Source organism: Pseudomonas sp. 22085, from assembly GCF_052045815.1.
GTDB classification, from domain to species: domain Bacteria; phylum Pseudomonadota; class Gammaproteobacteria; order Pseudomonadales; family Pseudomonadaceae; genus Aquipseudomonas; species Aquipseudomonas glycinae.
The window spans coordinates 55,806-76,624 of sequence record NZ_JBQEQA010000022.1; the positions used below are offsets into that span (position 1 = coordinate 55,806).

24 protein-coding genes and 4 tRNA genes are annotated in these 20,819 nt (G+C 59.1%); 10 read left to right on the forward strand and 18 right to left on the reverse strand.

The annotated features are described in order from the left end of the window. Window positions 1-76 precede the first annotated feature (76 nt). From clpX to ACTJK7_RS23840, 7 genes are all read right to left on the reverse strand, one after another. Window positions 77-1,360, reverse strand: coding sequence for an ATP-dependent Clp protease ATP-binding subunit ClpX (gene clpX / locus ACTJK7_RS23810; RefSeq protein WP_007951558.1), 1,284 nt, complete (start codon window positions 1,358-1,360; stop codon window positions 77-79). Window positions 1,361-1,473: 113 nt separating this feature from the next. Continuing rightward, complete coding sequence (clpP, locus tag ACTJK7_RS23815) at window positions 1,474-2,109, reverse strand: ATP-dependent Clp endopeptidase proteolytic subunit ClpP (RefSeq protein ID WP_323151625.1); 636 nt, start codon at window positions 2,107-2,109, stop codon at window positions 1,474-1,476. Window positions 2,110-2,201: 92 nt separating this feature from the next. Continuing rightward, entirely contained in the window at window positions 2,202-3,512 is a 1,311-nt protein-coding gene (gene tig / locus ACTJK7_RS23820) for a trigger factor (protein ID WP_064380817.1), read from the reverse strand. Between the two features lie 400 nt (window positions 3,513-3,912). After that, window positions 3,913-3,988: transfer RNA gene (locus ACTJK7_RS23825), tRNA-His, on the reverse strand. 76 nt (window positions 3,989-4,064) lie between these two features. Continuing rightward, window positions 4,065-4,149: transfer RNA gene (locus ACTJK7_RS23830), tRNA-Leu, on the reverse strand. A gap of 58 nt (window positions 4,150-4,207) precedes the next feature. Further along, a tRNA-His gene (locus ACTJK7_RS23835) sits at window positions 4,208-4,283 on the reverse strand. Between the two features lie 32 nt (window positions 4,284-4,315). After that, window positions 4,316-4,392: transfer RNA gene (locus ACTJK7_RS23840), tRNA-Arg, on the reverse strand. 274 nt (window positions 4,393-4,666) lie between these two features. Here ACTJK7_RS23840 and folD point away from each other — a divergent pair. Next, the gene (gene folD / locus ACTJK7_RS23845) at window positions 4,667-5,521 is read left to right on the forward strand and encodes a bifunctional methylenetetrahydrofolate dehydrogenase/methenyltetrahydrofolate cyclohydrolase FolD (RefSeq protein WP_011335038.1); all 855 of its coding nucleotides are present in this window, start codon (window positions 4,667-4,669) and stop codon (window positions 5,519-5,521) included. A 229-nt stretch (window positions 5,522-5,750) separates the two neighbouring features. Continuing rightward, window positions 5,751-6,689, forward strand: a complete 939-nt coding sequence (pbpG, locus tag ACTJK7_RS23850; protein ID WP_085654295.1) for a D-alanyl-D-alanine endopeptidase — start codon at window positions 5,751-5,753, stop codon at window positions 6,687-6,689. Window positions 6,690-6,741: 52 nt separating this feature from the next. On the opposite strand, the gene ACTJK7_RS23855 is transcribed toward pbpG, so the two are convergent. The 3 genes from ACTJK7_RS23855 to ACTJK7_RS23865 all read right to left on the reverse strand — a co-directional run bounded on the left by ACTJK7_RS23855 (window position 6,742) and on the right by ACTJK7_RS23865 (window position 7,933). Continuing rightward, window positions 6,742-6,948 (reverse strand): hypothetical protein, encoded by a 207-nt coding sequence (locus ACTJK7_RS23855; protein WP_011335040.1) that lies wholly within the window; start codon window positions 6,946-6,948, stop codon window positions 6,742-6,744. 12 nt (window positions 6,949-6,960) lie between these two features. Further along, the gene (locus tag ACTJK7_RS23860) at window positions 6,961-7,167 is read right to left on the reverse strand and encodes a DUF6021 family protein (RefSeq protein WP_108562776.1); all 207 of its coding nucleotides are present in this window, start codon (window positions 7,165-7,167) and stop codon (window positions 6,961-6,963) included. Window positions 7,168-7,261: 94 nt separating this feature from the next. Next, window positions 7,262-7,933 carry a peptidase C39 family protein gene (locus tag ACTJK7_RS23865; protein WP_108562777.1) on the reverse strand — a complete coding sequence of 224 codons (672 nt, stop codon included), beginning with the start codon at window positions 7,931-7,933 and terminating at the stop codon, window positions 7,262-7,264. A 243-nt stretch (window positions 7,934-8,176) separates the two neighbouring features. Here ACTJK7_RS23865 and ACTJK7_RS23870 point away from each other — a divergent pair, with 243 nt between their 5' ends. Continuing rightward, window positions 8,177-8,332, forward strand: a complete 156-nt coding sequence (locus tag ACTJK7_RS23870; protein WP_170928935.1) for a hypothetical protein — start codon at window positions 8,177-8,179, stop codon at window positions 8,330-8,332. Between the two features lie 74 nt (window positions 8,333-8,406). Here ACTJK7_RS23870 and ACTJK7_RS23875 read toward each other — a convergent pair whose 3' ends face one another. Together ACTJK7_RS23875 and ACTJK7_RS23880 are read right to left on the reverse strand one after the other, a co-directional pair. Continuing rightward, window positions 8,407-9,156 (reverse strand): TerC family protein, encoded by a 750-nt coding sequence (locus ACTJK7_RS23875; protein ID WP_011335043.1) that lies wholly within the window; start codon window positions 9,154-9,156, stop codon window positions 8,407-8,409. Between the two features lie 29 nt (window positions 9,157-9,185). Next, window positions 9,186-9,425, reverse strand: coding sequence for a hypothetical protein (locus ACTJK7_RS23880; protein ID WP_039767627.1), 240 nt, complete (start codon window positions 9,423-9,425; stop codon window positions 9,186-9,188). Window positions 9,426-9,570: 145 nt separating this feature from the next. On the opposite strand from ACTJK7_RS23880, the gene nhaR reads away from it, so the two are divergent. After that, entirely contained in the window at window positions 9,571-10,470 is a 900-nt protein-coding gene (nhaR, locus tag ACTJK7_RS23885; protein ID WP_007951569.1) for a transcriptional activator NhaR, read from the forward strand. Here the strand turns inward: nhaR and ACTJK7_RS23890 are convergent. Beyond that, window positions 10,467-11,627, reverse strand: a complete 1,161-nt coding sequence (locus ACTJK7_RS23890) for an MFS transporter (protein ID WP_011335044.1) — start codon at window positions 11,625-11,627, stop codon at window positions 10,467-10,469. The genes nhaR and ACTJK7_RS23890 overlap by 4 nt on opposite strands. 338 nt (window positions 11,628-11,965) lie before the next feature. Between ACTJK7_RS23890 and sstT the strand changes: the two genes are divergently transcribed. Further along, entirely contained in the window at window positions 11,966-13,198 is a 1,233-nt protein-coding gene (gene sstT, locus ACTJK7_RS23895; RefSeq protein WP_323151627.1) for a serine/threonine transporter SstT, read from the forward strand. A gap of 65 nt (window positions 13,199-13,263) precedes the next feature. Here sstT and ACTJK7_RS23900 read toward each other — a convergent pair whose 3' ends face one another. Continuing rightward, window positions 13,264-13,773, reverse strand: a complete 510-nt coding sequence (locus tag ACTJK7_RS23900; RefSeq protein WP_011335046.1) for a DUF1993 domain-containing protein — start codon at window positions 13,771-13,773, stop codon at window positions 13,264-13,266. A gap of 126 nt (window positions 13,774-13,899) precedes the next feature. Between ACTJK7_RS23900 and ACTJK7_RS23905 the strand changes: the two genes are divergently transcribed. Next, window positions 13,900-14,550: a YceH family protein gene (locus ACTJK7_RS23905; protein WP_011335047.1), complete on the forward strand. Its 651-nt coding sequence runs from the start codon at window positions 13,900-13,902 to the stop codon at window positions 14,548-14,550. Between the two features lie 16 nt (window positions 14,551-14,566). Here ACTJK7_RS23905 and ACTJK7_RS23910 read toward each other — a convergent pair whose 3' ends face one another. Continuing rightward, window positions 14,567-15,085, reverse strand: coding sequence for a cupin domain-containing protein (locus tag ACTJK7_RS23910; RefSeq protein ID WP_085654297.1), 519 nt, complete (start codon window positions 15,083-15,085; stop codon window positions 14,567-14,569). A 97-nt stretch (window positions 15,086-15,182) separates the two neighbouring features. Beyond that, window positions 15,183-16,001, reverse strand: coding sequence for a shikimate 5-dehydrogenase (locus ACTJK7_RS23915; RefSeq protein ID WP_440780697.1), 819 nt, complete (start codon window positions 15,999-16,001; stop codon window positions 15,183-15,185). 254 nt (window positions 16,002-16,255) lie between these two features. Here ACTJK7_RS23915 and ACTJK7_RS23920 point away from each other — a divergent pair, with 254 nt between their 5' ends. The 3 genes from ACTJK7_RS23920 (at window position 16,256) to ACTJK7_RS23930 (ending at window position 17,331) form a co-directional block, all read left to right on the forward strand. Beyond that, on the forward strand, window positions 16,256-16,606 hold the full coding sequence (locus tag ACTJK7_RS23920; protein ID WP_007951578.1) for a hypothetical protein: 351 nt from the start codon (window positions 16,256-16,258) through the stop codon (window positions 16,604-16,606). A gap of 245 nt (window positions 16,607-16,851) precedes the next feature. Continuing rightward, a complete protein-coding gene (locus ACTJK7_RS23925) occupies window positions 16,852-17,046 on the forward strand; it encodes a hypothetical protein (protein WP_007951579.1) in 195 nt (64 codons plus the stop codon). A 102-nt stretch (window positions 17,047-17,148) separates the two neighbouring features. Then, window positions 17,149-17,331, forward strand: a complete 183-nt coding sequence (locus tag ACTJK7_RS23930; RefSeq protein ID WP_064380832.1) for a hypothetical protein — start codon at window positions 17,149-17,151, stop codon at window positions 17,329-17,331. Here ACTJK7_RS23930 and ACTJK7_RS23935 read toward each other — a convergent pair. After that, a complete protein-coding gene (locus tag ACTJK7_RS23935) occupies window positions 17,328-18,389 on the reverse strand; it encodes an AI-2E family transporter (RefSeq protein ID WP_064380833.1) in 1,062 nt (353 codons plus the stop codon). The two genes, ACTJK7_RS23930 and ACTJK7_RS23935, sit on opposite strands and share 4 nt — an antisense overlap. A 156-nt stretch (window positions 18,390-18,545) precedes the next feature. Here ACTJK7_RS23935 and trhP point away from each other — a divergent pair, with 156 nt between their 5' ends. Continuing rightward, entirely contained in the window at window positions 18,546-19,874 is a 1,329-nt protein-coding gene (gene trhP, locus ACTJK7_RS23940; protein WP_085654298.1) for a prephenate-dependent tRNA uridine(34) hydroxylase TrhP, read from the forward strand. Between the two features lie 6 nt (window positions 19,875-19,880). Here the strand turns inward: trhP and ACTJK7_RS23945 are convergent, their stop codons facing one another. After that, the gene (locus ACTJK7_RS23945; RefSeq protein WP_440780696.1) at window positions 19,881-20,744 is read right to left on the reverse strand and encodes a LysR family transcriptional regulator; all 864 of its coding nucleotides are present in this window, start codon (window positions 20,742-20,744) and stop codon (window positions 19,881-19,883) included. Window positions 20,745-20,819: the final 75 nt, after the last annotated feature.

Sequence of the window (20,819 nt, forward strand, 5' to 3'; positions counted from 1 at the left end):
CGCAAAGCGGATGTAAAAAACGACATAAAAAAAAAGAGGCCCGAAGGCCCCTTCCTTGTTCCGGCAGACCGGGCGCTTACGCGTCCGGCGCAGCCTTGGCAGCCGGCTCACTGTTTTCATAGATATACAGTGGCTTGGACTTGCCTTCGATCACGCTTTCATCGATCACGACTTTGCTCACCTCGGACTGTGAGGGGATTTCATACATCGTGTCGAGCAGCACACCTTCGAGAATCGAACGCAGGCCACGGGCACCGGTTTTGCGCTCCAGGGCACGCTTGGCGACCGATTTCAGCGCGTCGGAACGGAATTCCAGATCCACGCCTTCCATCTCGAACAGCTTGGCATACTGTTTGGTCAGCGCGTTTTTCGGCTCGGTGAGAATCTGCATCAAAGCAGCCTCATCCAGCTCGTCCAGCGTCGCGAGAACCGGCAGACGACCGACGAATTCCGGGATCAGACCGAACTTGACCAGATCGTCAGGCTCGACTTCACGCAGGGATTCACCGACTTTCTTGCCTTCTTCCTTGCTGCGCACTTCTGCGTTGAAACCGATGCCACCCTTGGTGGAACGGTTCTGAATGACCTTCTCCAGACCGGAGAATGCGCCACCGCAGATGAACAAGATGTTACGGGTATCAACCTGAAGGAATTCCTGTTGCGGATGCTTGCGGCCACCTTGCGGCGGAACGGAAGCGACCGTGCCTTCGATCAGTTTGAGCAAGGCCTGCTGTACGCCTTCACCGGAAACGTCCCGGGTGATCGACGGGTTGTCGGACTTGCGCGAAATCTTGTCGATTTCGTCGATGTAGACAATACCCATCTGGGCTTTCTCTACGTCGTAATCGCACTTCTGCAACAGCTTCTGAATAATGTTCTCGACGTCTTCACCCACGTAACCCGCCTCCGTGAGGGTGGTTGCGTCGGCGATAGTGAACGGAACGTTCAGCAAGCGGGCCAGAGTTTCGGCCAGCAGGGTTTTACCGGAGCCGGTCGGGCCGATCAGCAGGATGTTGCTCTTGCCGAGTTCGACGTCGTCAGCCTTTTTGTCACGCTGGTTCAGACGCTTGTAGTGGTTGTATACCGCTACCGCCAGAACCTTCTTGGCACGTTCCTGACCAATGACATATTGATCAAGGATGCCGCTGATTTCTTTAGGCGAAGGCAATTTATGCGCGCTGCTTTCGGCCTGTGCTTCCTGCACCTCCTCGCGGATGATGTCATTGCACAGGTCGACGCACTCGTCGCAGATAAAGACCGAGGGGCCGGCAATCAATTTGCGCACTTCATGCTGGCTTTTGCCACAGAAGGAGCAATAGAGCAGCTTGCCGTTGTCCTCGCCGTTGCGGGTGTCAGTCATTCGTTCGATCCAAATCCGATAGGCTTGCAACACAAGATGAAGGCTATTGCGGGCTTTTTCAAGCCCGCCGCTGATCAGACGCGCCGACCAAGCCTATTTTGAGTTGCTTATTTTTAAGCTGGGCGCTGGTTGATCACTTCGTCGATCAGACCGTATTCCTTCGCAGCTTCTGCACTCATGAAGTTGTCGCGGTTGGTGTCGCGCTCGATTTCTTCAAGCGTACGACCGCTGTGCTTGGCCATCAGCGTGTTGAGACGCTCGCGGATGAAGAGGATTTCCTTGGCATGGATCTCGATGTCCGACGCCTGTCCCTGGAAACCGCCCAGCGGCTGGTGAATCATCACGCGCGAGTTCGGCAGGCAGAAACGCTTGCCAGGTGCACCGGCCGTCAGCAGGAATGCGCCCATGCTGCACGCCTGACCGATACAGGTCGTCGATACGTTTGGCTTGATGAACTGCATGGTGTCGTAGATCGACATACCCGCTGTCACCGAACCGCCCGGGGAGTTGATATAAAGATGGATGTCCTTGTCCGGGTTTTCCGCTTCAAGGAACAGCAATTGCGCACAAATCAGGTTGGCCATGTAATCCTCTACCGGCCCAACCAGAAAGATTACTCGCTCCTTGAGAAGACGCGAGTAAATGTCATAGGCGCGCTCGCCACGAGCAGATTGCTCGACAACCATCGGGACCAGGCCGCCGGCGGCCTGGACATCAGAGTTCTGCTGAATATAGGAATTACGGAACATGCTCTGCAGTCACTCCCAAATAGTCATGTCTTGAATACGCATAAGCCAGCTCGAAGGCTGGCTTATGGTGTGTGCTTCTAACGCAAAAACAATCAGTCGGCTTTTGGAGCTTCTACCGGCTTGACCGCTTCTTCGTAAGAGACCGATTTGTCGGTCACGCTAGCTTTCTGCAGAACAGTATCCACAACTTGTTCTTCCAGCACAACCGAACGAACTTCGTTCAGTTGCTGCTCGTTCTTGTAGTACCAGGACACGACCTGCTCAGGCTCTTGGTAAGCCGAAGCCATTTCCTGAATCATTTCGCGAACGCGGGCTTCGTCTGGCTTCAGGTCGAACTGCTTGACCACTTCAGCCACGATCAGACCCAGGACAACGCGACGCTTGGCTTGTTCTTCGAACAGCTCGGCCGGCAGTTGGTCAGGCTTGATGTTGCCACCGAACTGCTGAACAGCCTGCACGCGCAGACGGTCAACTTCGTTGGACAGCAGAGCCTTTGGCACTTCGATCGGGTTGGTGGCCAGCAGACCGTCCATTACCTGATTCTTGACCTTGGATTTGATCGCCTGACGCAGTTCACGCTCCATGTTCTTGCGAACTTCGGTGCGGAAACCGTCGATGCCGCTTTCCTTGATGCCGAATTGAGCGAAGAACTCTTCGTTCAGCTCAGGCAGTTTTGGCTCGGAAACGGTGTTTACAGTCACGGTGAACTCGGCGGTTTTGCCAGCCAGGTCCAGGTTCTGATAGTCCTCTGGGAAGGTCAGGTTCAGAACGCGCTCTTCGCCGGCTTTAGCGCCGACCAGGCCTTCTTCGAAGCCTGGGATCATGCGGCCGGAACCCAGCACCAGCTGAGTGCCCTTGGCGGAACCGCCAGCGAATACTTCGCCGTCAACCTTGCCAACGAAATCGATGTTCAGCTGGTCTTCGTTCTGGGCAGCGCGATCGGCCACTTCGAAACGGGTGTTCTGCTTGCGCAGGATGTCCAGCATCTTGTCCAGATCGGCGTCAGCCACTTCAGCGCTCAGACGCTCGACGGTGATGCCTTCGAAGCCGGCAACGGTGAACTCGGGGAACACTTCGAATACGGCTACGTATTCCAGATCCTTGCCAGCTTCGATCGATTTGGGCTCGATCGATGGCGAGCCAGCCGGGTTCAGCTTCTGCTCAACCACAGCCTCATAAAAAGACTTTTGAATGAGGTCGCCTACAGCATCGCGCTCTGCTTCTTGACCGAAACGACGCTTGATTTCGCTCATAGGCACTTTGCCTGGGCGGAAGCCAGCAATCTTGGCCTTTTTGGCAGTCTGCTGCAGACGGTTGTTGACCTGGCTCTCAAGTTGCGAGGCCGGCACAGTGACGCTCATGCGGCGCTCAAGAGCAGTAGTATTTTCAACAGAAACTTGCATGGATATTCCTCGTTGCACAGACGTTAGCCGGCCGTTTCCGACCCAAGAATCAAGGGCAAGCATTCTAGTAGGTCAAACTCAAGAAGTCACCCTACTGAAAACGGGTAAAAAAACAGCAGGCCATTTGAAGGCGGGGACAAACGGTTGCGCCTCGCCCTGTTAGCAAATACAGCCAATTCAAGCCAGAGCTCTGCGCCAACCTCTTCTATATATAGAGGCGGTTGAATCATCTCCCTGACAGTCGACCTTGCAAGCAAGGTTGGCGGGCAGCGCAGCATCATCGAGTAACATTGATACGACGAAGCGCCCTGCCCGGCAACCCGAAACCTGCAGCCGCCAAAATCCGAAACCGTAAAACAAAAAAGGCGCCAGACTGTTAAATCTGGCGCCTTTCGGAATATGGGGTGGACGATGGGGATCGAACCCACGACAACGGGAGTCACAATCCCGTGCTCTACCAACTGAGCTACGCCCACCATATTGCGTGCCAAAGAAGCCAAACAACTTCTTTGTAGAACTTCACCCGGCCAACGGCATGAATGAAGCTTTGATTGGTGCGGATGAAGAGACTCGAACTCTTACGCCTCGCGGCGCTGGAACCTAAATCCAGTGTGTCTACCAATTCCACCACATCCGCAGATGAAGCTTTTTAAAGCAAAGGCGCCAGACTGTTACATCTGGCGCCTTTCGAAATATGGGGTGGACGATGGGGATCGAACCCACGACAACGGGAGTCACAATCCCGTGCTCTACCAACTGAGCTACGCCCACCATATCGCGTTACTTGTGCCAATGCTGCCTAATGGCGCACCCGGCAGGACTCGAACCTGCGACCATCCGCTTAGAAGGCGGATGCTCTATCCAGCTGAGCTACGGGCGCCTTGTTAGCTGTACCCTTGGAGGACTACAAACTAAGTGCTTTCCAGCCTTGCAAAACGTTGATTTCGCTCGACCTTCTTAACCAGTGCTAGGCTGTGCCCGACAAGTGCGACGAATAGTATAGAGCGACCCGAGGGTCGTCAAATCCTTTTTAAAAAAAATTCATTTAATTAAAGGGCTTAGGGGAATTTGCTGACCAAGCGCCTTTGCCCTCACCGTTTGACATGCGAGAATGCGTTCTCTTTTTTTCCCCTCTCGATGGTTAATCACGCGCAATGACTGCACAACTAATCGACGGCAAATCGATCGCCGCCAGCCTGCGCCAGCAGATCGCCCAACGGGTTGCCGAACGTCGCCAGCAAGGTCTGCGCACGCCAGGCCTCGCGGTGATCCTGGTCGGCAGCGATCCTGCCTCTCAGGTTTATGTCTCGCACAAGCGTAAAGACTGTGAAGAGGTCGGCTTCCTCTCTCAAGCGTACGACCTGCCTTCCGAAACCACTCAAGAAGCGCTGACCGATCTGATCGATCGACTGAACGACGACCCGGCAATCGACGGCGTTCTGCTTCAACTTCCTCTGCCGGAGCACCTGGACGCTTCCAAACTGCTGGAACGCATCCGCCCGGACAAGGACGTCGACGGTTTCCATCCTTATAACGTCGGCCGTCTGGCCCAGCGCATTCCATTGCTGCGCCCGTGCACCCCGAAGGGCATCATGACCCTGCTGGAAAGCACCGGTGCCGATCTGTACGGAATGGACGCCGTGGTTGTCGGCGCGTCCAACATCGTCGGTCGCCCGATGGCGATGGAACTGCTGCTGGCCGGTTGCACCGTGACCGTGACTCACCGCTTCACCAAGGACCTGGCCGGCCACGTCGGCCGCGCTGACCTGGTGGTCGTGGCCGCCGGCAAGCCGGGCCTGGTCAAGGGCGAGTGGATCAAGGAAGGCGCGATCGTGATCGACGTCGGCATCAACCGCCAGGAAGACGGCAAACTGGTCGGTGACGTGGTGTACGAAACCGCCCTGCCCCGCGCCGGCTGGATCACTCCAGTGCCGGGTGGCGTCGGTCCGATGACCCGCGCCTGCCTGCTGGAAAACACCCTCTACGCGGCAGAAACCCTGCACGCCTGAGTCGTGTTTTCCATGCTCCGGGAACCCCGCCTTGTGCGGGGTTTTTCATGCCCTCGAAAAAACCTTTACCGTTCGCCGGAAACCCCTATTTTCACAGGGCTTTTCACGACTTTTTCATGCCTTGCGGACAACCATCGACAGTTCTTCAACCATACTCCTACAATGCGTCGTTTTTACGACACAGCCCGTTACAAAGAACGGCATTTCCAACCTTCATGAGTTCGCCCGCGTGAATATTCGTCTGTCCATCCTGAGCCTGGTTTTTGCATTTTCAGGCACACTCCTCACGCCCACGGTCAACGCCGCCGAAACCACCGCTGCCCCCCGAGACGCCTCGCAACTGAAGATTGCGTCTGGCAGCGCCCTGCTGATGGATCTGCAGACCAACAAAGTCATCTATTCCAGCAATCCGGACGTGGTGGTACCCATCGCTTCCGTGAGCAAGTTGATGACTGGCCTGGTAGTGGTCGAAGCCCACCAGAACATGGACGAATGGATTGACGTCGACATCAGCCATACCCCGGAAATGAAAGGTGTATTTTCTCGCGTCAAACTGCGAAGCGAATTGCCCCGCCGAGAGATGCTGCTGATTGCCTTGATGTCCTCGGAAAACCGCGCCGCCGCCAGCCTGGCCCACCACTATCCCGGCGGTTACGCGGCATTCATCGCAGCGATGAACGCCAAGGCCAAGGCGCTGGGCATGACCAGCACGCATTTTGTCGAACCCACCGGTTTGTCGGAGCGCAATGTCTCCACTGCCCGCGACTTGAGCAAGTTGCTGGTGGCCGCCCACAAACAACCATTGCTTATTGAGCTGACCACCACCAAGGAAAAGACCGTCTCGTTCCGCAAACCCAATTACACCCTGGGTTTCCGTAACACCGATCACCTGGTCAACAAGGCCGACTGGGATATCCGCATCACCAAGACCGGTTTCACCAACCCTGCCGGTCATTGCCTGGTGCTGGTGACCCGCATGGCCAACCGTCCGGTCGCCCTGGTGATTCTCGATGCGTTCGGCAAATACACCCATTTCGCCGATGCCAGCCGCATTCGCAGCTGGGTGGAAACCGGCAAGAGCGCCAGCGTCCCGGCGGTGGCCCAGCAATACAAGGCCGACAAAAACCTCAAGAGTCGCCAGAGCGGCGTGATCGAAGCCTCCAAATAATCCGTCACCCATGAAAAAGCCCCGACTCGTCGGGGCTTTTTCGTTTATGCACTCAGTCGTTGGGCAACGGCATCTTGTCGTCATCGGGAATACCATCACCGGCACTCGGGTCGCGCGCATGCTCTGGCGTTACCACCGCTGGACGCGCGAGCGGATCGCGCAGGGGGCTGTCCGGATCCAGCACCGGATCGACATCCGGCTCGGGGGTAGTGGGCACACTGTCAGGCTTGTGGTCGTCGAAACTCGAATCGGTACTCATACGCACCTCGCTTCAAGGCTTGAGATCAGCCAAGGGATCGTAAGGCTTGGCCGGACGCTTGGGATCATCGCCCGGCTGAACATCCTTCGGCGCCTTCGCCGGGCCGACAGGATCGACTTGCGGATCGTCCAGATCAGGCGAATCCGGATCGAAGCCCAGGTCGTCGCCACTGCCATGTTCTGAAGAATGCGGCCCACTGGGTGAATTTGGAATTGCCATGTTCATCTCCTGATACCAGGCCCGTAAAACACGGGACGCTACAGTTCAGAAGCGCGTCCCCCGCCAGGGTGCCCGACAAGCGACGAACGGAACCTCAATGCGCCGCCAGCGCCTTCCTCGCCTGCGCCGCTTCCCGCTCCTGCCCGGCTTGCGCCAGTGCGTCAGCAGCCTTGAGCCAGCGCTGTTGATCGACCGCCACCGGAATCTGCGTCGGCTTCTGAATCAACACCGCCCAGCCGCCGGATTTTTCCAGGGCCGACTCAAACGAGCTGAAGCTCATCAATTCACGGCGATTCATCCCGGCGCGCAGCAGCACTTTCTGCTTCAGACGATCATAGCCGGACAGGATCGCGTAGCGCGGCTCCGCCCAAAACGCCGCCCCCTCACTGAAACGCACCATCACCGGATACCCGGCCGCCACCTGAGTCAGCAGCGCCGGCAGATTGCTGTCCAGCGGATACACGACCATGCCGTATTCACGCGCCAGGCTCTGCAGATTCTGTTGCAACTTGTCCTCGGCGCCCGGCAAGTTCAGCGGTTTTTCCAACAGCCCCGGCGTGATCACGATGCCCTGCTGCGACAGCAGACTGGCCAGCACCTGTGGCCCGCTTTGATAGGCCTCACCGCGGTAGAAGGTGCCGCTGAGCTCGACCCGTTCCGGCAGGCGCTTGACCTCCGGCGCCACACTGCCCGCACACCCCACCAATGCTGTCACGCAACCGGCCACCAGCAGCGCTGCGCGAATCCGGGAAAATAGCTGCACCATCATCACTCTCTTGATCAGTTACCGGTCATCGTGTTCCGGCTTGGTCGAGGATCATAGGACGGCGCAACGTTGCGGTATAGCCCAAAGCGGCAGATGCCAGAGCTGCATAGAGCGAACTGATTGAACACCACCGACCTTTGGTCAATAGCCTGAAACACACCAGCGACTAGACTGTCATTCAGACAAGAGCCAAAGAAAGCGCGCCCGACGCAGGGCAAAGAGGAGGCACAGATGAGCCTGACCATGACCATCGTAATGCTGATCGCCGGCTGGCTGGCCGTTGCCGCCGCCATGCTGTGGGGCGTGTTGCGGATTTCCCGCCGCCATCACCACCCGGTTCAACCTGCACCGACCAGGAAGATCGAGAAACACGACGCCCGCCACGCCACCGCGCACTGACGTTCTGCAACCAACAAAAACAAAAAGGCCGCCTGGACTCTCGCGAGTTCAGGCGGCCTTTGGTTTTCCAGCGATTACGCTTCGGCAGTCAGTTTCTTCTGCTTGGCGCGGCGCGACATCATGTTCAGCACTTCAATCGCAGCCGAGAATGCCATGGCGGCATACACATAACCTTTCGGTACGTGGGCGCCGAAGCCCTCTGCAATCAGCGTCATGCCGATCATGATCAGGAAGCCCAGCGCCAGCATCACCACCGTCGGGTTGTCATTGATGAACTTGGCCAGCGGATCAGCTGCAAACAACATCACCAGCACCGAGACGACAACCGCAATCACCATGATCGGCAAATGTTCGGTCATGCCGACAGCGGTAATGATGCTGTCGATCGAGAACACCATGTCCAGCATCAGGATCTGCCCAATGGCGGCTGCAAAACCCAGGGTCACCGTCGACGTCGCGGTCTTCGGATCTTCCGGCGCCGGGTCCATGCTGTGATGGATTTCGGTCGTCGCCTTCCACACCAGGAACAGGCCACCGGCAATCAGGATCATGTCCTTCCAGGAGAACGCCTGGCCGAGGATCTCGATGACCGGCGCGGTCAACTGAACGATGAACGCGATGGTGCTCAACAAGGCCAGACGCATGATCAGCGCCATGCCGATCCCCAGACGACGGGCTTTCTGCCGGTACTGCTCGGGCAGCTTGTTGGTCAGGATCGAGATGAAGATCAGGTTATCGATGCCGAGTACGATCTCCATCACCACCAATGTGGCCAAGGCAATCCAGGCGGTCGGGCTGGAAGCGAGTTCTAACAGATATTCCATGGGTCAGTCCTGACTCTGTGTAAGACGGTTTAGATTTCCTGGGAGGACGATTCGGATTTTTCTTCGTCGTCTTTCGGTTCTTTCTTGCTGATCAGATTGCCGGTGGCATCGCTGAGCGCCTGCTCGGCGGCTTTGTGCGTGTCATCGATGGCTTGCTTGGCCGCTTCAGCCGCCTGCCCCATCAGTTGCTGGGCGCTCTTTTCGGCCTGATCGCAACCGGCCAGTACCAGTAAAGACGCGATCAATAACGCCGTAGTTTTCAGTTTCATGATGCTTCCCTCGATAGAACAGACAGCGCCGTACAGACCGGCCGTCGATGGCTGGGCATTCTAGGGAGACAAACACTTCAGGAAAATTCGTATTTTTAGCGGCTATACTTCGATTTATACGAACTGTATTGGACGGAGCGAACCCATGCTCAATTACCGACAACTGCACTACTTCTGGGTGGTGGCCAAGACCGGCAGCATCGTGCGCGCCTGCGAGCAGCTGAATCTGACGCCACAAACCATCAGCGGGCAGATTTCCCTGCTCGAACAGACCTACGGCATCGAGCTGTTTCAACGGGTCGGCCGGCAACTGGAGCTCACCGAGGCCGGGCGCCAGGCCCTGCCCTACGCCGAGCAGATGTTCCAGCTCGGCGGCGAACTGGAGTTGATGCTGCGCGCCCAACCCAACGAACAGCAAATCCTGTTCCGGGTGGGCGTGGCGGACGTGGTGCCCAAATCCATCGTCTATCGCCTGATCGCGCCGACCATGGAATTGAGCGAGCCACTGCGCATCACCTGCCGCGAAGACAAACTCGAGAGGTTACTGGCGGACCTGGCAATCCAGCGCCTGGACCTGGTGATCTCCGACAGCCCGATGCCCTCGCACCTGGACATCAAGGGCTACAGCCAGAAACTCGGGGAATGCGGGATCAGTTTCTTTGCCACCGCAGAACTGGCCGCGCAATACGGTCAGGATTTCCCGCGCAGCCTCCACGGTGCGCCGCTGTTGATCCCCGGCGCGGAAACCGTGGTGCGCAGTCGCTTACAGCGCTGGTTCGCCGAGCAGCAGATTCAGCCGAGGATTGTCGGGGAGTTCGATGACAGCGCCCTGATGCAGGCGTTCGGCCAGTCCGGCAGCGGGATTTTCATCGGCCCGAGCGTGATTGCCGATGAGGTGAAGCGCCAGTACGGCGTCGAGTTGATCGGCCAGACCGATGCGGTGAGCGAGTCGTTCTACGCGATCTCGGTGGAGCGCAAGGTCAAGCACCCCGGTATCAAAGCGATTACCGAAGGTGCCCGACGCGAGCTGTTTACAGCCTTTTAAGCCGGCGCACAGGCGTCGCGCGGCTTGAGCACCATCAGCACCATGGCGAGGAAAATCGACAGCAGAATGAACCCGGCGGCGGCGAAGCCCACAAAGCCCAGACCGGCGCTATCGATCACTCGACCGCCAATGATCGCGCCCAGACCAATCCCGAGGTTGGCCCCGGCGATGTTCAGCGACGCGGCGAAGGCCGGCGCCTCCGGTGCGGCTTTCATCAAACGCACATGGCTGACCAGAAACAGCGCCGCCTGGGTCACGCCCCAGATGCCCATCGCCGCCGCCAGACCCAGCGACGAATTGATGTTCGGCACCAGCGCCACCATCCCGGGGATCATGAACGCGCAGAACATCACCGACGCCATCAGCGGATGACGATCCACCGCGCGACCACCCAACGAGTTGCCGATCAGACCGACCGCGCCAAAGCCCATCAGGCACCAGCCGACCACGGTGCCATTGAAGCCGGCCAGACGCTCAAGGATGTCCGCCAGATAGGTGTAAGCGGTGAACATGCCGCTGAACACCAGGATCGACAGCAGCACATGCCCCAGCATCAGCGGGCTGCGCAGGATCTTGAACTGCGAAGCGAAACTGACCTGATGCTGGTGCAGGCTGGTTTTCGGCAGGTAGACAAACAGCAGCAACGCCTTGGCGAACGCGATCACCGCCAGAATGGCAAACGCACTGCGCCAGCCGAACGCATCGGAAATCAGCGTGCCGACCGGAATGCCGAACACGGTGGCGCAGACAATGCCGAAGCCGATCTTGGCGATCGCGCGACCGGCGTAGTCCGGGCCGACGATATCCACCGCCGTTTCGCTGGCCAGCGCCCAGAACACCGGCAAACCCAGCGCCGGGATCAGCCGGGCGATGGCCATGACCCAGATGTTAGGCGCCAACGCGGCCACGGTATTGGCCAGGCCGAACATGATCAGGATGGTGATGAACAGCTTGCGGCGCTCGAAGCGGGCGAAATACGCGGTCAAGAAAGGACCGAACATCGCCACGGTGAAAGCGAATAGAGTCACCAGCAACCCGGCCTGCGGGATGGTGACAGCCAGGTCGCGAGCAATCGCCGGCAGCAGGCCGACAATGACGAACTCCGTGGTCAGCACCGTAAACCCGGCGGCAGACAACAGAAGGATGGGCAACAGCATGAGGAACTCCAGCAAAACGACGACACCAGCGTTGACCCGAGGGCCCGCTGGCAGAACTTGAAAATAAGGATGCGCAATCTTAACAGAGTGTTTCCCGAGTGACTTGCACAAACCTGTCTAACTTGTAGATGGATCCGGTGGCAGATCGTCACAGGCCTGAAGGAATCGGATGACCCTGTGATAAAGTCCGCGCCCTGCAAAACGTACACCCTGTTCAGCCACCCGTTTAACGGCGTGGTTGGCGCGTCAGTCCTTTCGGTTCGTGTCTGTGGCCTGCCCCCGATTCAACGCCCGGATTGCGCAACCTTGCACCCTATAAAAAAGCAGAGATGCCGTTCATGACCGCTTCATCCCCTTCTCTATTGCAACGCCTCAAAAGCCTCAGCCTGGTCACCCAGATCCTTATCGGCCTGATTGCCGGCATCGCCCTCGCGCTGTTCGCGCCGGAAGCGGCCAAAGGCACGGCCTTCATCGGCAAGGTGTTCGTCTCGGCCCTGAAAGCCGTGGCGCCGATCCTGGTGTTCGTGCTGGTCATGGCCTCGATCGCCAACCACAAGCACGGCCAGGAAACCCACATCCGGCCGATTCTGTTCCTGTATCTGCTGGGCACCTTCGCCGCCGCCGTGGTCGCGGTGATCGCCAGCATGATGTTCCCGTCGCATCTGGTGCTGTCCACCGACAACATCGCCGTAAGCGCGCCGGGCGGCATCAGTGAAGTGCTGCAAAGCCTGTTGCTGAGCGTGGTCGACAACCCGGTCAGCGCACTGATGAACGCCAACTTCATCGGCATTCTGGCCTGGGCCATCGGCATGGGCGTGGCGATCCGGCACGCGGGCGACACTACCCGCGAAGTGCTGGGCGATCTGTCCAACGGCGTGACAGTGATCGTCCGGGTCGTGATCCGTTTTGCGCCGCTGGGTATTTTCGGCCTGGTGGCATCGACCCTGGCCACCTCCGGATTTGGTGCATTAATCGGTTATGCGCATCTGCTGGCAGTGCTGCTCGGCTGCATGCTGTTCGTGGCGCTGGTGATGAATCCGCTGATCGTGTTCTGGAAGCTGCGTCGCAACCCTTATCCACTGACACTTCAGTGCCTGCGCGAAAGCGGCATCACCGCGTTCTTCACCCGCAGCTCGGCGGCGAACATTCCGGTCAACCTGGAATTGAGCAAGCGTCTGGGCCTGCATGAAGACACCTATTCGGTATCGATCCCGCTCGGCGCCACCATCAACATGGCGGGTGCGGCGATCACCATCACCGTGCTGACCCTCGCCGCCGTGCACACCTTGGGTATCGCCGTGGACATCCCGACCGCGATCCTGCTCAGCGTCGTCGCGGCGATCTGCGCCTGTGGTGCGTCGGGCGTTGCCGGTGGCTCGCTGCTGCTGATTCCGCTGGCCTGCAGCCTGTTTGGCATCCCGAGCGAAATCGCCATGCAGGTGGTGGCAGCCGGCTTCATCATCGGCGTGCTGCAGGATTCGGCCGAGACGGCGCTGAACTCCTCCACCGACGTGCTGTTCACCGCCGCCGCGTGCCTGGGCGAAGAGCAGAAAGCCCAGCGTCCGGCGTAAAAACCCGGCGCAACAAAAAGCCCGCCAAGGCGTAAACCTTGGCGGGCTTTTTGTTGCAGAACGTTTTAGAACGCGCCCATGTAATCGCGCTTGCCCACTTCCACACCGTTGTGACGCAGCAGGGCGTAGGTGGTGGTGACGTGGAAGAAGAACTGCGGCAGGCCGTAACTCAGCAGATAAGCCTGGCCGCTGAAGCGCTTCTCTTTCGGGGTGCCCGGGCGAGTCACGATCTCGATGCCTTCCTTGCCATTGATCTGCTCTGGCTTGATCTCGCCGATGAAGGCCAGAACCTTGGCGATCAGCGCTTGCAGCTCGGCGAAGGTGGTTTCGGTGTCGTCATATTTCGGGATTTCGATTTCGGCCAGACGCGAGGACACGCCCTTGGCGAAGTCCACGGCGATCTGCACCTGACGCACCAGCGGAAACATGTCCGGGTACAGACGCGCTTGCAGGAACGCGTTCGGGTCGATGTTTTTCTCGGTGGCGTGTGCTTCAGCCTTTTTCAGCACATCGCTCAGGGCGTTGAGCATTTGTTGGAAAACCGGGACGGATGCGGCGTACAGGGAAATGGTCATGGCAGTCTCACGTGGTGGCTGGTTGAATCGTGGGGGCGATTATAGCCATGCTCGCATGGCGGCGCGGCTTGTCTTTTATCCAGCAAGGATTAGGCTAGGCGCCTTCGACTGCAGAGGGAACGTGCGATGACCACAGAATTTGAAACCCGCTCCGACGAACCACGGCTCAACGCCACGGAAATCCGCATTCTGGGTTCGCTGATCGAGAAACAGGCCACCAGCCCGGAAACCTATCCGTTGACCCTCAATGCGCTGGTGTTGGCCTGCAACCAGAAAACCAGCCGCGAACCGGTGATGAACCTGACCCAGGGCCAGGTCGGCCAGAGCCTGCGCGCTCTCGAAAGCCGTGGTTTCGCCAAACTGGTGATGGGCAGTCGCGCCGACCGCTGGGAGCACAAGGTCGACAAGGCGCTGGAGCTGGTGCCGGCGCAATTGATTCTGACCGGGTTGATGTTCTTGCGCGGCCCGCAGACCGTCAACGAACTGCTGACCCGCAGCGGTCGCATGCATGAATTCGAAGACGCCGAACAAGTGGTGCATCAGTTGGAACGTCTGATCGCCCGGGAGCTGGCGGTGTTGATTCCGCGTCAGGCCGGCCAGCGCGAAGATCGCTACACCCACGCACTGGGCGATCCGGCGGACATCGAGGCGATTATCGCGGCGCGGCAGAATCCGAGTGATCGCGGGGCTGCCAGCGGCGTGTCTGTAGAGCGCATCGAAGAGCTGGAAGCGCGGATTGCGGCGCTGGAAGAGCGTCTGGCCCGCCTCGAAGAATAAGCGCGTCGGGGCGGTGTTATTCGCCGTCCCAGTAATCCACCCCGTCCGACTGCCGCGCCACCGCCACGAATCCCGAGGCATTGCCTTCGGCATCGACATTGAAGTTGTCCATCACCGCGTATTTGTTCGAGTCCGGGTACTCGCAGATTTCCGGTTGCTGCTGGGTGCTGACGGCCAGATAGCGCAGTTCCGCAGCACTGGTGTTGATGATTTGATGCGCCGCTTCAGGGCCGCCCGGCGGGCAGGCGATCACGTCGCCGGCGCGGATCGGGAAACGTTCGGCGCCCAGGCGCACTTCCCCTTCCCCGGCCACCACGTAAAACATTTCCTCATTGACCCGATGACTGTGAAACGGACTGCCACGCATGCCCGGTGGCAGCGCATACAGGCGATAACCAAGCTTTTGCGCACCCAGTTGCTGGCCGACCCGGGCCAGGCGCTGCCGATAGCGCCCGGCGGTTTCGCCTTCGGGCGACAGGGCTTCGGGAAGCGGTTCGAGTTCGACGTCATTCAGGTTGAGAATGGGCGGATACATGCAAACCTCGGCTTTTGTGAAGGGCAAGTCTGTGCTTGCTGATCCAGCAGTATAGGCAACGGCAAATCCGGGCGGACTCACCGTTGTTCAGGCGCTATCAACTGCGGGCGAACGCCACCGCCGCATCGAACTGCTCGACCGTCGGCCGCACGCCGGTGTACAGCACGAACTGCTCAAGCGCCTGGATCGCGATTACCTCCAGCCCGGTGATCACTTTTTTACCTTCGGCACGACCGCGCACGATCAACGGGGTTTCCGAGGGGATCGCCACCACATCGAACACAGTGTCGGCAGACTTGATCACATCCACCTCAAACGACAGCTGCCCGGCTTCCGATCCGCCGTCCATGCCCACCGGGGTCACGTTGATCAGCATCTGCGGCCGCTCGGCTCCCAGTTCTGCCTGCCAGCGATAGCCCAGGGAGTCCGACAGCGCACGGCCGGCGCGCTCGTTGCGGGCGACAATCAAACCGTTTTTGTAACCGCCATCGCGCAAGGCACTGGCCACCGCCTTGGCCATACCGCCGCTGCCGCGCAGCGCGAAAGTCGTGTCCTTGGGCACCGCGTGGGTTTCCAGCAACTGGGCGATGGCAATGTAATCGGTGTTGTAGGCCTTGAGATGGCCGTTGGTGTTGACGATGGTGTTGATCGACTGAATCGCTGCCGCCGACGCATCCAGTTCATCGACCAGCGCAATGCTCGCTTCCTTGAACGGCATCGACACCCCGCAACCGCGAATCCCCAGCGCGCGGATCCCGCCGATCGCACCGGGCAGGTCTTGGCTGCTGAATGCCTTGTAGTAGAAATTCAGGCCCAGTTGTTCATACAAATGGTTATGAAAACGCAGACCGAAATTCCCGGGACGCCCAGACAGGGACATGCACAATTGGGTGTCTTTGTTGGGGTTCATCTGCATGGGAGGCTCCTTCGAATGCACTTTCGGATGGACGGGATTAGCCAGGCCATCGGGTTCTGAACGATCATAAGGCGGTCTGTTCCGGGCATCACAGCCGATGGCAGAAGTCCGGTAAATAAACCGGTACAGACCTTACACAAAATTTACCCAGCGGCCGTGCTGTTTTTCAAAATGTTGCTGTCTTAGAAGTATCCCCGCGCCATTCCGGGCCTGTTGCAGGTTCGGACGCCGGGTCGAAGAACCGAGGAATTATCATGATTCGTAAACTCCCCATCGTGGCCTTGTTGATTGGTGCATTCGCGATCACAGGTCAGGCAGAAGCCCACGGCGGTGGCTGGCAGGGCCCGGCGGTATTTGGTGCGATCGTCGGCTCGGCCATCATCGGCTCGGCGCTCATCAACCAGGATCGGCCGGTGTACGTCCAACAGCCCGTTTACGCTCAACCGGCACCGGTCTACGTGCAGCAACCGCCGCCACCGGTCTATTACCAGCCGGCCCCGGTTTATGTGCAGCAACCGGTCTACGTCCAACCGGCCCCGGTGTATTACGGCCCACCGCGCGGTTATTACGGCCGGCCACATTACTACGGTGGCCCGCGCTGGTAGCCGGCACACAAAGCCCTGCTTTGATTGCGGGGCTTTTTATTGCCCGCGGAAAAGCAGACCGTCCGTCGGCCAAGGTCTGAAAAAATCTCGCCAAGGTCGCTGTGGGGACAGTTTGAACCGTTAAAGTCGGCATGATGGACTCGACCGTCGGGGGAAAAACACAAACGGTCATCTATTTGTCATGACGGAACCGCACTCTGAATCCGTCCGCATACAACAGGTTGATAACAACAAGGACGACTTGAATGCCAACACAGAATCCGCACCGCATCGTCGGTTTATGCACCTCGAGCAAGGTCTACAACGCCCTGACCGAACTCAAGCACCTGGAAGGCCACCGCACGGCGAAATTTCTCTCGTTGCTGGCGGAAAACCTGGTGCGCAAGGGGTTCCTCAACGAACACGAGATCGTGCACATGCTCGATCAAGTGGTGGATTGAGCCAGTCCTCACTGGCGTCAATGACCACTATCGAAAGCGTTGATTGTCCCTGAAACGGCCAATTGCCTAAGGTAGCCCCATCGATTGATGGAGGTACTTTTCATGGCTCAGGTTCAAATCATGTCCGTTATCGGCAGCGCCGTACCCGCCTCGCTCAGAGAACTGGGGCTGCTCGCCTGCTGGTATCTGGTGCGCGACGGCGAGCCGGTCAGCGGCCCGCTCACATCCTTGCCAGCGGCGCAGGCGCTGTCGCAGCAACTGCTCAACGGCCCGTTCAAGGCTTAAGGCAGCTGCACTTTCGGCTTGCTTTCGATGAACAGCGCCCAACTCGACATGAACAGCGCCGCGATCAGCGGCCCGATCACGAAACCGTTGAGGCCGAACACCGCCAGCCCGCCCAGGGTCGAGATCAGTATCATGTAGTCCGGCATCCGGGTGTCTTTGCCCACCAGGATCGGGCGCAGCAGGTTGTCCACCAGACCGATCACGAATACCCCGAACAACCCCAGCACCACGCCCTGCCAGATCATCCCGCTGAGCAGGAAGTAAATGGCGACCGGCACCCAGACAATCCCAGCCCCCACAGCTGGCAGCAACGACAGAAACGCCATCAGAACCGCCCAGAGCAACGCGCTGGGAATGTCGAGAAACCAGAAAATCGCCCCGCCCAGCGCACCTTGAGTGATCGCCACCAGCAGATTGCCCTTCACCGTCGCGCGTACCACGCGGTTGAATTTCAGCTGCAAACGACGCTTGTGATGCTCCTCCAGCGGGATCGCGGTGCGCACCTTGCGCGCCAGTTCGGCGCCGTCACGCAGGAAGAAAAACAACAGGTACAACATGATGAAAAAACTCACCACGAATTCGAACGTGCCCTGGCCGAAACTGAACGCCTGGCTTGCCAACACCTGACTGCCCTGCATGGCGGCCTTGACGATCTTCTCGCGCAGGGCATTGAGCTCGCCCATGCCGAAACGGTCGAGCAGATGCTGAAAGTACGGTGGCAGGCTGTGCTTGAACTGCGCCAGATAAGCGCCGATATCGAGCTTGCCGCTTTCGATATTGTCGTAGAGCGTGGCCCCTTCCTGCACCAGCAGCACACTGAGGATGATCACCGGCAAGATCGCGATCACCAGGCAGATGCTCAAGGTACACAGGGATGTGAGGTTGCGTTGCCAGCCGAATTTCAGTTGCAACTGACGTTGCATCGGCGCGAACAGGATGCCGAGTATCACCGCCCAGAACACCGCGCCGTAAAACGGCAGCAGGATCCAGATAAAGGCGACCGTCACCAGAAACAACAGCACGGTGAGGGATTTGAATTGCAGACTCTTTTGGTTCATGTCCGGTCCAGGTCAGTCAGGCGCCACCCGCGCCCGTCCCGTTTAGTCAGCCAGCGTCAGCGCGAGTGCCCTGTTTCTTCATGGAGCATAGATCCAGATCAATAAACCCTCGGCGCAACTGCTCTACCCTGCCGCGCTTTTGCAACCGACGCCGCCATGACGACCTCCTTCACCCCCGAACTGCTCGCCCCCGCCGGCACCCTGAAAAACATGCGCTACGCCTTCGCCTACGGGGCCGATGCGGTGTATGCCGGCCAGCCGCGCTACAGCCTGCGGGTGCGCAACAACGAGTTCGATCACGCCAACCTGGCGCTCGGCATTCGTGAAGCCCAGGCCCAGGGCAAGCGCTTCTACGTGGTGGTCAACATCGCGCCGCACAACGCCAAGCTGAAGACCTTCCTCAAGGACCTGGCGCCGGTGATCGAGATGGCGCCGGACGCGCTGATCATGTCCGACCCGGGCCTGATCATGCTCGTACGCCGACACTTTCCACAGATGCCGATCCACCTCTCGGTGCAGGCCAACACGGTGAACTGGGCGAGCGTCGAGTTCTGGCAGCAACAGGGGCTGAGCCGGATCATCCTGTCCCGTGAACTGTCGCTGGAAGAGATCGGCGAAATCCGCGAGCAAGTGCCGGGCATGGAACTGGAAGTGTTCGTCCACGGCGCACTGTGCATGGCCTACTCCGGCCGCTGCCTGCTCTCGGGTTACATGAACAAGCGCGACGCCAATCAGGGCACCTGCACCAATGCCTGCCGCTGGAAATACTCGGCGCAGGAAGCCAGCGAAAACCATCTCGGTGAAATCGTGCAGACCTTCGAACCACAACCGACCCTCGGCCTCGGCGCCCCCACCGATCAGGTGTTCCTGTTGCAGGAAGCCAACCGTCCCGGCGAACTGATGCCGGCATTCGAAGACGAACACGGCACCTACATCATGAACGCCAAGGACCTGCGCGCGGTGCAGCACGTCGAGCGCCTGACCCGCATGGGTGTGCACTCACTGAAGATCGAAGGCCGGACCAAATCGCACTTCTATTGCGCGCGCACCACCCAGGTCTATCGCCGGGCCATCGACGATGCGGTGGCCGGTCGCGAATTCGACCGCAGCCTGATGACCGATCTGGAATCCCTGGCCCAGCGCGGCTACACCGAAGGTTTCCTGCGTCGGCACGTCCATGACGAATACCAGAACTATCAGAACGGCAGCTCGGTGTCGGAGCGTCAGCAGTTTGTGGGCGAACTGACCGGCGAGCGGCGGGATCGTCTGGCCGAGGTCAAGGTGAAGAACCGCTTTGCCGTGGGCGATCATCTGGAACTGATGACGCCCAAGGGCAATTTCCATTTTGATCTGCATGAACTGCAGAACCTGAAGGGAGACGCCATCGATGTGGCGCCGGGGGATGGGCACACGGTTTATCTGCCGATTCCGGATGCGGTGGATTTGCGCTTCGGGCTATTGATGCGCGACGTGAGCGGAGCCTGATCCGGCTCAGACAAATTCCTCGCGCAACATCGCCACAAACGCCTCACGCGCCGGGTGCACCCCGGCGTTTTCATGCCAGTAGAACAAATTGTCGATGGCTGTCAGCTCCGGGAATTCGTAACCCGCACACCCCGCGCCTTTGGCGTACTGCTCGAACACGCCTTTGGGTACCAGCGCCACGCCGGCGCCGGCACTCACGCAACCGACAATCGCCCCGTAACTGGCCAGACTGACAATCGGCAGCGCCAGCCCCTGACGCAACAACCAATGCTCCAGCGCAGCGCGATACGGACAGCCTTGCGGCCACATGAACACGGTCTTGTCCTGCAAATCATCGAGGTCGCGCACCGGCCCGAACGAGGTCGATGCGATCAGCAGCAATTCTTCGCGATACATCGGCGTGCGTTTGAGCTGGGAGCGCTCGACGTCCACCGCGACGATCGCGCCGTCGAGCCGATGGCTGACGGTATCGTCGAGCAGTTGCCCACAGGTGCCGGTGGTCAGTTCCAGCGCCACGTTCGGATAACGCTTGTGAAATTTTGCCAGCAGGCGCGGCAGACGCCCGGTCGCCGAAGATTCGATGGCGCCGATACGCAGCGGCCCGGACGGCTCAGAGGCAGGATCGACCGCGCGCTTGGCTTCAGCTGTCAGTGCCAGAATCTTCTGCGCATAAGCCAGAAATGTCTGCCCCGCCGGACTGATCCGCAGCCCCCGCCCTTCGCGCAGAAACAGCGCCACCCCCAGTTCCGCTTCTAGGGATTTGATCCGCGCTGTGATGTTCGACGGCACGCAAAACAGCTTTTCAGCGGCTTTGGCGATGCTGCCGACCTCGGCCACGGTCTTGAACATGCGGATTTGCGCCAGCTCCATAATCATCACTCTGAGTGAACAATTCGCGCAGTATAAGTCAGTTGTGGCGAATGATTGCCCGCCCGGATACTCGGC

Coding starts and splice junctions, on each gene's coding strand:
- ACTJK7_RS23875 (WP_011335043.1), bottom strand. CDS start 9,156: ATGGAATATCTGTTAGAACTCGCTTCCAGCCCGACCGCCTGGATTGCC.
- ACTJK7_RS23880 (WP_039767627.1), bottom strand. CDS start 9,425: ATGAAACTGAAAACTACGGCGTTATTGATCGCGTCTTTACTGGTACTG.
- ACTJK7_RS23945 (WP_440780696.1), bottom strand. CDS start 20,744: ATGGAGCTGGCGCAAATCCGCATGTTCAAGACCGTGGCCGAGGTCGGC.
- ACTJK7_RS23935 (WP_064380833.1), bottom strand. CDS start 18,389: ATGAACCAAAAGAGTCTGCAATTCAAATCCCTCACCGTGCTGTTGTTT.
- ACTJK7_RS23865 (WP_108562777.1), bottom strand. CDS start 7,933: ATGGTGCAGCTATTTTCCCGGATTCGCGCAGCGCTGCTGGTGGCCGGT.
- clpX (WP_007951558.1), bottom strand. CDS start 1,360: ATGACTGACACCCGCAACGGCGAGGACAACGGCAAGCTGCTCTATTGC.
- ACTJK7_RS23930 (WP_064380832.1), top strand. CDS start 17,149: ATGGCTCAGGTTCAAATCATGTCCGTTATCGGCAGCGCCGTACCCGCC.
- ACTJK7_RS23890 (WP_011335044.1), bottom strand. CDS start 11,627: ATGCTGTTGCCCATCCTTCTGTTGTCTGCCGCCGGGTTTACGGTGCTG.
- ACTJK7_RS23870 (WP_170928935.1), top strand. CDS start 8,177: ATGACCATCGTAATGCTGATCGCCGGCTGGCTGGCCGTTGCCGCCGCC.
- ACTJK7_RS23910 (WP_085654297.1), bottom strand. CDS start 15,085: ATGTATCCGCCCATTCTCAACCTGAATGACGTCGAACTCGAACCGCTT.
- tig (WP_064380817.1), bottom strand. CDS start 3,512: ATGCAAGTTTCTGTTGAAAATACTACTGCTCTTGAGCGCCGCATGAGC.
- nhaR (WP_007951569.1), top strand. CDS start 9,571: ATGCTCAATTACCGACAACTGCACTACTTCTGGGTGGTGGCCAAGACC.
- ACTJK7_RS23855 (WP_011335040.1), bottom strand. CDS start 6,948: ATGAGTACCGATTCGAGTTTCGACGACCACAAGCCTGACAGTGTGCCC.
- ACTJK7_RS23860 (WP_108562776.1), bottom strand. CDS start 7,167: ATGGCAATTCCAAATTCACCCAGTGGGCCGCATTCTTCAGAACATGGC.
- ACTJK7_RS23915 (WP_440780697.1), bottom strand. CDS start 16,001: ATGCAGATGAACCCCAACAAAGACACCCAATTGTGCATGTCCCTGTCT.
- trhP (WP_085654298.1), top strand. CDS start 18,546: ATGACGACCTCCTTCACCCCCGAACTGCTCGCCCCCGCCGGCACCCTG.
- ACTJK7_RS23905 (WP_011335047.1), top strand. CDS start 13,900: ATGACCACAGAATTTGAAACCCGCTCCGACGAACCACGGCTCAACGCC.
- folD (WP_011335038.1), top strand. CDS start 4,667: ATGACTGCACAACTAATCGACGGCAAATCGATCGCCGCCAGCCTGCGC.
- sstT (WP_323151627.1), top strand. CDS start 11,966: ATGACCGCTTCATCCCCTTCTCTATTGCAACGCCTCAAAAGCCTCAGC.
- ACTJK7_RS23925 (WP_007951579.1), top strand. CDS start 16,852: ATGCCAACACAGAATCCGCACCGCATCGTCGGTTTATGCACCTCGAGC.
- ACTJK7_RS23920 (WP_007951578.1), top strand. CDS start 16,256: ATGATTCGTAAACTCCCCATCGTGGCCTTGTTGATTGGTGCATTCGCG.
- ACTJK7_RS23900 (WP_011335046.1), bottom strand. CDS start 13,773: ATGACCATTTCCCTGTACGCCGCATCCGTCCCGGTTTTCCAACAAATG.
- clpP (WP_323151625.1), bottom strand. CDS start 2,109: ATGTTCCGTAATTCCTATATTCAGCAGAACTCTGATGTCCAGGCCGCC.